Below are 8,891 nucleotides of genomic sequence, written 5' to 3'. Positions count from 1 at the left end.
AGCATCCGGTCGGCGAAGGTGCCGCTGTCGCCTTCATCCGCATTGCAGACGATGAACTTGGCGTCGGATGCCGCCTCGTCTACGGGAGGGGAGAAAAATGCCCCCTATTAGCCATCCCCGCCATTTCCGAATTTATCCCCGCCGCCTGCGCAACAGATAAATATCCATAATCCAGCCATGCTCCTCCCGAAGCGCAGCGCGCCGCCGGACGATATCCCCCCCGACCACGGCCAACGGCCCGCGCATGATCGCCTCCTGCGGCATGGCCAGATAAGCCCCCCACCATATATCGACCCCCTCGGCGGGCACCGTCTGAAAAGCGCAATCACCGTCCAGCATCACCACAACGCTATCCGCCCCCTCCGGCCACCCCTCTTCACGCAGCCGCCTGCCCGTAGTGATCAACACCGGTTCAGCAAGATCGTTAAGGCAGATAGCATGGGCGGCAGTAAGCGCCTGAACGCTGGTAATGCCGGGAATGACCCGGACCGTCACGCCCGGCAAACGCCCGGCGATCCGCAAACTGCTGTCGTAAAGCGAAGGATCACCCCAAACCAGCAGCGCCAATGTCCCCCCATCGGGAAGATACCGGACGATCTGCTCCATCCACAACGCCGCAATGGCGTCATGCCAATCCACCACCGCGCCGATATAATCCTGCCGCTCGGCGCGCCTGGGCATGTCATATTCCACGACTTTGACCGGCTCGGTCAGCAATTGCGCGCAAATCCCGCGACGCAGGTCGATCAGATCGGATTTCTCCTCCCCCTTGCGGGGCAACAGGATCAGGTCGGCGGCATTCATCGCCTTCACCGCCGCGAAGGTCAGATGGTCGGGATTCCCCGTGCCGATGCCGATCAGGTTGAGCGTAATCATGAAACGACTTCCGATGCAGAGGCGATCAGGTGGAAGAAACTGCCGGTCACAGTGCCGCGATGCGACCCCGTGGAGGCGACGGCATGCCCCTCCGCATCCGTCACGAAGGCGAGGGGGCCATCAGGCTGCTCCACTATGGTGGAATAATGAAATTCATGCCCGTTCAGCAGCGCTCCAGCAGGCATCCCGCCCATCGAAGCCAGCAGCCGCGCCCGCCGATAGCCCAGATGCAGGCGGCGCTCGGCAAAGCTGGTGACGAGGCCCAGCAGGCCCGCCATGGCGTGCACCTGCCCCTGCGCGTCGATCAGCGCCTCGCCCAGCACCATATAACCGCCGCATTCGCCATGAACCGGCCGGTCCCGCGCATGGCGGCGCAGCCCCGACAGGAAATGATGCGCCTGCGCGATGCGGGCGGCATGCAGTTCCGGATAGCCGCCCGGCAGCCAGACGGCATCGGCATCGCCCGCAGGCGCTTCGTCGGCCAGCGGCGAAAAAGGCAATATCTCTGCCCCCGCGCTACGCCAGTCCGACAGAAGATGCGCATAGGTGAAGGAAAATGCCTGATCCTGCGCGATGGCGACCCGCTGGCCCGGCGGCGCCATGGCGGGAACAGCGCCATGCTCTCGCTTCATCCCCGGACGCGCCGCCGCACGAATGGCGGAAATATCCACATGCGCGGCGACGATGTCGGCCATGCGGTCGATGGTTCCGTCCAGATCGGCCTGTTCAGCCGCCTGAACCAGCCCCAGATGCCGTTCCGGCAAGCCCAGCTCGGCGGAGCGCGGAATCGCGCCCAGCACGGCAATACCCGCTTCCTCCATGGCGACGCGGATCATCCGTTCATGCCGCTCGCTCGCGACATGGTTCAGAATCACGCCCGCCATGACGATATCGGAACGCAGCGTCCGGAAACCGCTGGCGATGGCGGCGGCGGACTGGCTCTGGCCCGACACGTCCATGACCAGCACCACCGGCCAGCCGAACAGCGCCGCGATGTCGGCGCTGGACCCGGTGCCCGCCTCGCCGTGGGCAGGCGCGCCATCGAACAGGCCCATCACCCCCTCCGCCAGCAGCAGTTCGGCATCGCATCGCCCGGCGATATCGACGATCCGCCCCCGATCCATGGCCCAGCTATCTAGGTTGAAGGACGGACGGCGGCTTGCCGCCTGCTGGAAAGCGGGATCGATATAGTCAGGCCCGGACTTGAACGGCTGAACCCTGATCCCCATCCGGGTAAAGGCGCGCAGCAGGCCCAGCGTAATAGTGGTCTTACCCGACCCGGACCGGGGCGCGGCGATTAGCAGGCCGGGCGTCATGGCTTGCCGATAAAGATGGAATCGGCGCTCGACGGCCGGAACCGGCGGTCATAGCCGGGCGCATAGAGGCTGCTTTCCGCAAAATCCCGGCTCCCCAGCACCGGCCCGACCAGAATGATGGCGGTGCGCTCAGGCCCGCCGACCGCCGCTTCCTCGATAGTGCCCAACGTGCCCCGAACGACCCGCTGGTCCGGCCAGCTAGCCCGCCAGACGATGGCGACAGGGCAGTCCACCCCATAAAGCGGCACCAAATCCCTAACCACCTGTGCAATATTATGGATCGAAAGATGGATGGCCAGCGTGGCCCCGGTCGCCCCGAACGCGCTCAGGCTCTCCCCCGGCGGCATGGCGCTGGCCCGCCCCGGCGTCCGGGTTAGGACCAGGGACTGCCCCAATTCCGGTAAGGTCAGTTCCGTTCCTATCGCCGCCGCCGCCGCCGCAAAGGACGGAACCCCCGGCGTGATGTCATAGGGAATGCCCAACGCCTCCAACCGCCGAATCTGTTCCCCCATCGCCGACCAGACCGAAAGGTCGCCGGAATGAAGCCGCGCCACCTCTTCATTTCGTTCATGGGCTTCCGCCATGATCGCAACGATTTCGTCCAGCGCCAGCGGCGCGCTGTTCACGATCCGCGCTCCAGCCGGGCAATGATCCAGCAAGGCGGCAGGCACGAGCGATCCGGCATAAAGGCAGACAGGACAACGCGCGATCAGGTCGCGACCGCGCAGGGTGATAAGGTCGGGCGCGCCCGGTCCTGCGCCGATGAAATGGACGGTCATGGGAAGGGACTTTCAGCTAAAGCGCAGCTTGCAAGGCGATCGGGCGAGAGGAATCGGGGCGCGAGAAGGCGGGCTTCAGGACCAAGGGCCGCGAGAGCGGCGGCCTCGGCCACGCTGCCGGCGCCATGGGCGGCGAGGCTGGCGGGGGAGTGGGTCAATGTGGGTTGATCGGCCAGCCGGTCCGCCGGGATCGCGATGAGGGGCAGGGCAAGCTTCCGTGCCAGCGGAGCGAGCTGCGCCGCCTTCCGGTCGAGGGTGGCGAGCGCATCGATAACGAAAGTGCCGCCGCTCGCCCCTTCCAGCGCCCCTTCCAGCGAGGCGAGGGACGCGCTTTGGCGGAATCCGAAACCGGCCACGATCATAGCGCAACGCTCCATTGCACCAGCGGGTAGGCGGCGCGCCAGCCTCGACGGGTGCCGAGGGGAGCCGCCTGGGCAAGTTCGATGCGCAGCAGGTCGCCGCCCTTGTCGGCATGCCATCGGGCAAGCAACGCTTCGGACTCCAGCGTCACGGCATTGGCGACCAGTCGCGTGGAACCGCCGGGGAGAGCGAACAGGGCTTCGAGCAGGGACTGGCTGAGACCGCCGCCGATGAAGATGGCGTCGGGGCGGGTGCGGCCGGTCAGAATCTCCGGCGCCCGGCCTTCGATGACAGTCAACCGATCCGCACCCAGCGAAAGGGCGTTGGCGCGGGCGCGGGCAGCGCGTGCCGGATCGGCTTCGAAGGCGATCGCGGCTGTGGAGGGATAGGCAAGCAACCATTCTATCGCGACCGAACCAGACCCTGCCCCTATGTCCCACAGCGTTTCGCCGGGGCGGGGGGCCAACGCTGACAGGGTTAGGGCGCGGGCGGGGCGCTTGGTGATCTGGCCGTCATGGTCGAACCAGTCGTCGGAAATGCCGCTGGAGCGGGGGAGCGTCCGGCCCTCGCCCGCCACGGACAGACCGACGGCGACAGGGTGAGCAATGTCGGCAAAGTCCAGCCTTTCCGCCATGCACTGGCGGACGCGCTCGCGTGGACCGCCCAGCGCCTCCAGCACATGCAGAATCGAGGCGCCAAAGCCTTGCCCTGTCAGCCAGTCGGCCAGTTCACCCACCGCCGGACCGTCGCGAAGCAGCAGGATGGCGCGGCGGCCCGGCACGAGGCTGGGGCGCAGCCGCGTCAACGGTGCGGCGTGGAGGCCATGGCATTCCACATCCTGAAGCGGCCAGCCAAGCCGGGCGGCGGCAAGGGCGAAGGTGGACGGCGCGGGATGAGCCGTCCATTCCCGCGACTCCAGATGCCGGGTAATGCTGACGCCCGCGCCGAACCAGAAGGGGTCGCCGGAAGCGAGCATGACGGTGGGCTTGCCGCGACGGGACAGCAACATCTGCACCCCCTCTTCGAACGGGACTGGCCAGCTTAGGGTTTCCGCCTTAAGGGCAGGGAGCAGCGTCAGGTGGCGCGGCGCTCCCATGATGAGCGCGGCGTCCTCCAGCGCAGCGCGGGCAGCGGACGACAGGCCATCCAGGCCGTCTTCCCCGATCCCGACGATCGTCAGCCACGGGCTTTCAGGAGATTTCGGCATTTCCAATATCCTCATATTGGGCGGAACGACCGAGGCCAGCGCGCTGGCTGCGGCACTGGCCGAGCGGGGGGCGCGGGCGGTGCTGAGCTATGCCGGGCGCACGGAAAGGCCACGGGCGCAGCCGGTACCGGTGCGGGTCGGGGGCTTTGGCGGCATCGCGGGACTGGTTCGCCATTTGCGGGAGGAAGGCGTCACGCATCTGGTCGACGCGACCCACCCCTTCGCCGCGACGATGAGCGGCCATGCCGCGGCGGCTGCGCGAGAGGCTGGGGTGCCCCATATCATGCTGACCCGCCCGCCCTGGATCGCGGTAGAGGGGGACCGCTGGACCCATGTGCCGGACATCGCCGAAGCGGTGGCGTCGCTGGACGGGCCCGGCCGGAACGTGATGCTGGCACTGGGCCGGATGCATGTAGACGCCTTCGCCGCACAGCCTCAGCATCATTATCTGTTGCGCTTTGTCGACAGGCCGGACGTTGCGCCGGGACTGCCGCGTCATACCCTGGTGATCGACCGGGGGCCCTTTTCCGTCGAGGGGGACATAAGGTTGATGCGCGATCACGGCATCGACTGCGTCGTCTCGAAAAATGCGGGCGGCAGCGGCGCGGAGGCCAAGATCGTGGCGGCGCGGACGCTGGGATTGCCGATCGTGATGATCGACCGGCCGCCCGCTCCCGCCACGCAGGTGACGCATGATGTCGCCGGGGTGCTGCAATGGCTGGGTCATGCGGAGCGCGGCGTGTAGAGGATCGGCGGGCCGGGACGCTCGATCAGGCGGGTGCGGCTGGAACCGACAATGACGACGGTGCGCATGTCAGCCATGTCCGGCATGGCCTGGTTCAGGTGGACGATGCGCAATTCCTCCTCCGGAGTGGAGACGGCGCGGGCGAAGAGGATGAGGCGGTCTTCGCCGCATTCCTCGCGCAATATGTCCAGGGCGCGGCCGAACCCCTCCGGGCGCGATTTGGATCGCGGATTATAGAAGGCCATGGCGAAATCGGCCTGGGCCGCCAGACGCAGGCGGCGCTCGATCAACGGCCAGGGCTTGAGATTGTCGGACAGGTTGATGGCGCAGAAATCATGGCCCAGCGGCGCGCCAGCCTTCGCCGCGGCGGCGAGCATGGCGGTGATGCCGGGAAGCACGCGGATGTCGAGGGCGCGCCATTCCACCGGCCCTGCCTCCAGCGCCTCGAACAGGGCGGAGGCCATGGCGAAGACGCCGGGATCGCCGGAAGATACCACCGCCACTCGCTTTCCCTGCGCGGCGAGGGTCAGGGCGTGGACCGCCCGATCCAGTTCGACCCGATTGTCCGTGGCGTGGAGCGTCAGGCCGGGCCGTTCCGCGATGCGGGCGACATAGGGGATATAGCCGATGACGTCGGTCGCCACTGCCAGCGCATCCGACACTTCCGGCGTGACGAGCCCCTCCGCGCCGGGGCCGAGGCCCGCTATGACGACCCACCCCGTCATGGACGACGGCCCTGCCCATGGACCAGCAGAATAGAGAAATAGGCGGTGACGTCGGTCGCTTCGGCCAATGGCGTGATGCGCTGATCGGCCATGGTCGCATATTCGACCAGCCAGGCACAGTCCTGCTTGCCCGCCGTCTCGACGGCACGGCGCAGCTTGGGGAGGTTGCGGCCGATCTTCATCACGACCAGCGCATTGGTGTCGTGGATGCGGCGGGACAGTTCCTCTTCGGGCAGGGTCGCCATCAGCACCGTCAGGACGTCGTCACCCCAACTGATCGGCGTTCCGCTGGCGGTCCAGGCGCCGGACATGCCGGTGATGCCGGGAACGATCCTGACCGGCGCGGCGAGGCGGCTGTGCAGGTGCATGAAGCTGCCGTAGAAGAAGGGATCGCCTTCGCAGAGGACCACAACATCCTCGCCGCTGGCGGAAAGCCGGTCCAGATGAGCGGTGCAATCGGCGTAGAAGGCCGACAGAAGATCATTGTAGCGCGGATCGGCCAGCGGGATTTCCGTCGTCACCGGATATTCCATGGGAAATTCGATGATGTCGGGCCGCAGCATGCCCTCCACGATCCGGCGGGCCTGACCCGACTTCCCCCTCTTGCGGAAAAAGGCGATGTGGCGGGCTTCGCGGATCAGGCGGTCGGCGCGGACGCTCATCAAATCCTGCGCGCCGGGGCCCAGGCCTACGCCGTGGATGGTGCCTTGGGTCATTCGGCGGCGCTCGCGATCGCGTTGATCGCCGCGACTGTGATGGCGCTGCCGCCCAGACGCCCCTCCACGATGCAGCAGGGGGCGGGCCTTTCCTGCCAGAGCGCCTGTTTGGATTCCGCCGCGCCGACGAAGCCGACCGGGCAGCCGATGATCGCGGCCGGCCGGGGACAGGCGGGGTCTTCCAGCATGTTGAGCAGATGGAAAAGCGCTGTCGGGGCGTTGCCGATCGCGACCAGCGCACCCTCCAGATGCGGGCGCCACAGTTCGAGCGCGGCGGCGGAGCGGGTGTTGGACATTCGCGCCGCCAACGCTGGCACCTGCGGATCGTTCAGGGTGCAGAGGATCGGATTGGCGGCGGGCAGACGCTTTGCGGTGATGCCTTCGGACACCATGCGGGCGTCGCAGAGGATCGGCGCGCCTGCCTCCAGCGCAGCGATGGCGGTCCGGGCGAAGGTCCGGGAAAAGCGAATGCGGGAAGCCAGGCCGACCAGTCCCGCCGCGTGGATCATGCGGACGGCGATGCGTTCCTCCTCGGTCGAAAAGCGAGCAAGATCGGCCTCCGCCCGAATGGTGCGGAAGGATTCGCGGTAAATGGCGGCGCCGTCGGTTTCGTAGTTATGGGGCATCAGGGGCTTCCGAAGAGAGCGAGAATTTGGCTGTGCGTAAGGTCCGTCCTGTCTGGAGGCGATCCGGCGCGGGCCTTGCGGGCGAGGTCGAAGCGGCCCTGGCGGCCGGTGAGGACGATGTCGGCGGGACTGGGGCGCGCGCAGCCCTTGGCGCAGCCGGAAATATGCAGCGAGCCGTCGACGAGAGGGGCTAGCCGGGCCGCGAGGTCGCGGGTCGGGACGCTTGCCTGCGGGCAGGCTGGCGCGCCGGGGCAGGCATCCACGCGGAGCAGCGGGTCTGTCGGGGCGTGCGCGGGGGTGGCCGTGCCGCCTTCGAGGATCAGGCCACGCCATGGGGTGAGACGCAGCGCGATAACGCCTTGTTGTCCGGCCAGGGCGGCGAGGCTGTCGGTGCTGAGTTGGCCGAAGGGAATGCCGTGGAAGGGGCCGGGGGCTTGCGCCAGAAGTTGCTGGAGCGAGCGGGATGGCGCCGGTGCGACTTGCGCGGGGAAGGGCATGGGAACCTTGTGCCGGGCCATACGGCCGGAATCTGCGCCGCCGGTCTCGATGAACCAGCGAGCCAATGCGACCAGATCTTGGGCGGCTGTTTCGGGGCTGGTCGGCGTGCCGAGGCGGCAACCCTCGGCACGGAGCAGCAGGGCGCCGGACTCGCTGCGTTCGAGGCGAAAGTCGGCGGGAACATGGGTAAGGCTGGGCGCGGGACCGGCGTCGATGGCGATGCCGATCTTCGGGGGAAGTTCGGGGAAATCATCGATGCGGGCGAGAAGGTCTTGCGCGATGCGGGCCGTGTCGTCGGACGGTTCCCAGTCGGGAGTCAGGAGAAAATTGCGGCGCGCTTCATGGACCGGGTCGGGATCGGTAAGGCCGAGGGCGATGAGCCGTTCCAGCAGCGCCGGATAGCTTTGCTCGGTCACGCCGCGGATTTGAAGCGCGGCGCGATTCGTGAGATCGATCTGGCCGTTGCCGTGGCGGCGGGCGGCATCGCTGAGCGCGATGGCCTGCATGGCGGTCAGGCGGCCCAGCGGAGGACGGACGCGAACCAGCAAGCCGTCGCCCGCCAGCATGGGGCGCCATGCCGTCGGGCACCAGCCCCGAACGGCGGCGCTATGGGCGTTTGGCGCATCTGGCACCGGACTTCACCTCCCACGTCGCAACGACGGCCGGAGGATTGCTCCCCCTGCCGCTTATCCGTCGCTCGTGCGGAAAACCGAGCCGTGACCATCCCCTGGACCATGGCTAGAGCGACCTTTGCGTTCGGCAGGTCTCCTGGCTTGCGGGTCATAGCCTTGGCAGGGGCCTTCCCGGATCGCTCCAGTGGCTGGCCCTTTTGGGGCCGGTCCTTGCCTTGCTCGCCGCTCACAGTTGCAGGGACAGCCGCGGATTAGGGAGTCGCCTCCCGCACCGCGTTCCCATTTAAGCCCCTTGCGGGGCACCGACGCGATCGATGGAGCGGGCGGATGCCCGTTCCGGATGCGGTTCATACGCGCAGAGTTTGGGAAAGGGAAGTGGCCTTCACTCCCCTCCCGCAGGCGGGAGGGGCC

10 protein-coding genes and 1 riboswitch are annotated in these 8,891 nt (G+C 67.4%); of the genes, 1 reads left to right on the top strand and 9 read right to left on the bottom strand.

All coding sequences use genetic code 11. The features are described from left to right. Positions 1-132 precede the first annotated feature (132 nt). Genes cobF through BV95_RS18995 form a run of 5 tightly spaced genes read right to left on the bottom strand, consistent with a single transcriptional unit; the run spans position 133 to position 4,538 of the window. A complete protein-coding gene (cobF, locus tag BV95_RS19015; RefSeq protein ID WP_037455825.1) occupies positions 133-876 on the bottom strand; it encodes a precorrin-6A synthase (deacetylating) in 744 nt (247 codons plus the stop codon). Beyond that, positions 873-2,192, bottom strand: coding sequence for a cobyrinic acid a,c-diamide synthase CobB (locus BV95_RS19010; protein WP_037455822.1), 1,320 nt, complete (start codon positions 2,190-2,192; stop codon positions 873-875). The genes cobF and BV95_RS19010 overlap by 4 nt, the downstream gene beginning before the upstream one ends. Next, positions 2,189-2,971 (bottom strand): precorrin-4 C(11)-methyltransferase, encoded by a 783-nt coding sequence (gene cobM, locus BV95_RS19005; RefSeq protein WP_037455819.1) that lies wholly within the window; start codon positions 2,969-2,971, stop codon positions 2,189-2,191. The genes BV95_RS19010 and cobM overlap by 4 nt, the downstream gene beginning before the upstream one ends. After that, complete coding sequence (locus BV95_RS19000) at positions 2,968-3,333, bottom strand: cobalamin biosynthesis protein (RefSeq protein ID WP_037455817.1); 366 nt, start codon at positions 3,331-3,333, stop codon at positions 2,968-2,970. The genes cobM and BV95_RS19000 overlap by 4 nt, the downstream gene beginning before the upstream one ends. Then, a complete protein-coding gene (locus tag BV95_RS18995; protein ID WP_037455815.1) occupies positions 3,330-4,538 on the bottom strand; it encodes a bifunctional cobalt-precorrin-7 (C(5))-methyltransferase/cobalt-precorrin-6B (C(15))-methyltransferase in 1,209 nt (402 codons plus the stop codon). The genes BV95_RS19000 and BV95_RS18995 overlap by 4 nt, the downstream gene beginning before the upstream one ends. On the opposite strand from BV95_RS18995, the gene BV95_RS18990 reads away from it, so the two are divergent. Beyond that, positions 4,537-5,283: a cobalt-precorrin-6A reductase gene (locus BV95_RS18990; protein WP_037455833.1), complete on the top strand. Its 747-nt coding sequence runs from the start codon at positions 4,537-4,539 to the stop codon at positions 5,281-5,283. The genes BV95_RS18995 and BV95_RS18990 overlap by 2 nt on opposite strands. Here BV95_RS18990 and cobJ read toward each other — a convergent pair. From cobJ to BV95_RS18970, 4 genes are read right to left on the bottom strand one after another with little or no spacing between them, the layout of a single operon-like run. Continuing rightward, positions 5,262-6,008, bottom strand: coding sequence for a precorrin-3B C(17)-methyltransferase (gene cobJ / locus BV95_RS18985; RefSeq protein WP_037455811.1), 747 nt, complete (start codon positions 6,006-6,008; stop codon positions 5,262-5,264). The two genes, BV95_RS18990 and cobJ, sit on opposite strands and share 22 nt — an antisense overlap. Further along, entirely contained in the window at positions 6,005-6,724 is a 720-nt protein-coding gene (cobI, locus tag BV95_RS18980; RefSeq protein ID WP_037455808.1) for a precorrin-2 C(20)-methyltransferase, read from the bottom strand. Before cobI ends, cobJ begins: the two co-directional genes overlap by 4 nt. After that, positions 6,721-7,350, bottom strand: a complete 630-nt coding sequence (locus tag BV95_RS18975; RefSeq protein WP_037455805.1) for a precorrin-8X methylmutase — start codon at positions 7,348-7,350, stop codon at positions 6,721-6,723. The genes cobI and BV95_RS18975 overlap by 4 nt, the downstream gene beginning before the upstream one ends. Continuing rightward, positions 7,350-8,414, bottom strand: coding sequence for a cobalamin biosynthesis protein CobG (locus BV95_RS18970; RefSeq protein ID WP_037455803.1), 1,065 nt, complete (start codon positions 8,412-8,414; stop codon positions 7,350-7,352). The genes BV95_RS18975 and BV95_RS18970 overlap by 1 nt, the downstream gene beginning before the upstream one ends. 174 nt (positions 8,415-8,588) lie before the next feature. Then, positions 8,589-8,802, bottom strand: a riboswitch (cobalamin riboswitch). Positions 8,803-8,891: the final 89 nt, after the last annotated feature.

It is taken from the genome of Sphingobium chlorophenolicum (assembly GCF_000722875.1).
Classification (GTDB): Bacteria; Pseudomonadota; Alphaproteobacteria; order Sphingomonadales; family Sphingomonadaceae; genus Sphingobium; species Sphingobium chlorophenolicum.
The sequence above is the reverse complement of the archived record's forward strand: the minus strand, read 5'-3'. Positions and strand labels throughout refer to the sequence as shown.

Coding starts and splice junctions, on each gene's coding strand:
- cobF (WP_037455825.1), bottom strand. CDS start 876: ATGATTACGCTCAACCTGATCGGCATCGGCACGGGGAATCCCGACCAT.
- BV95_RS19010 (WP_037455822.1), bottom strand. CDS start 2,192: ATGACGCCCGGCCTGCTAATCGCCGCGCCCCGGTCCGGGTCGGGTAAG.
- cobM (WP_037455819.1), bottom strand. CDS start 2,971: ATGACCGTCCATTTCATCGGCGCAGGACCGGGCGCGCCCGACCTTATC.
- BV95_RS19000 (WP_037455817.1), bottom strand. CDS start 3,333: ATGATCGTGGCCGGTTTCGGATTCCGCCAAAGCGCGTCCCTCGCCTCG.
- BV95_RS18995 (WP_037455815.1), bottom strand. CDS start 4,538: ATGCCGAAATCTCCTGAAAGCCCGTGGCTGACGATCGTCGGGATCGGG.
- cobJ (WP_037455811.1), bottom strand. CDS start 6,008: ATGACGGGGTGGGTCGTCATAGCGGGCCTCGGCCCCGGCGCGGAGGGG.
- cobI (WP_037455808.1), bottom strand. CDS start 6,724: ATGACCCAAGGCACCATCCACGGCGTAGGCCTGGGCCCCGGCGCGCAG.
- BV95_RS18975 (WP_037455805.1), bottom strand. CDS start 7,350: ATGCCCCATAACTACGAAACCGACGGCGCCGCCATTTACCGCGAATCC.
- BV95_RS18970 (WP_037455803.1), bottom strand. CDS start 8,414: ATGCTGGCGGGCGACGGCTTGCTGGTTCGCGTCCGTCCTCCGCTGGGC.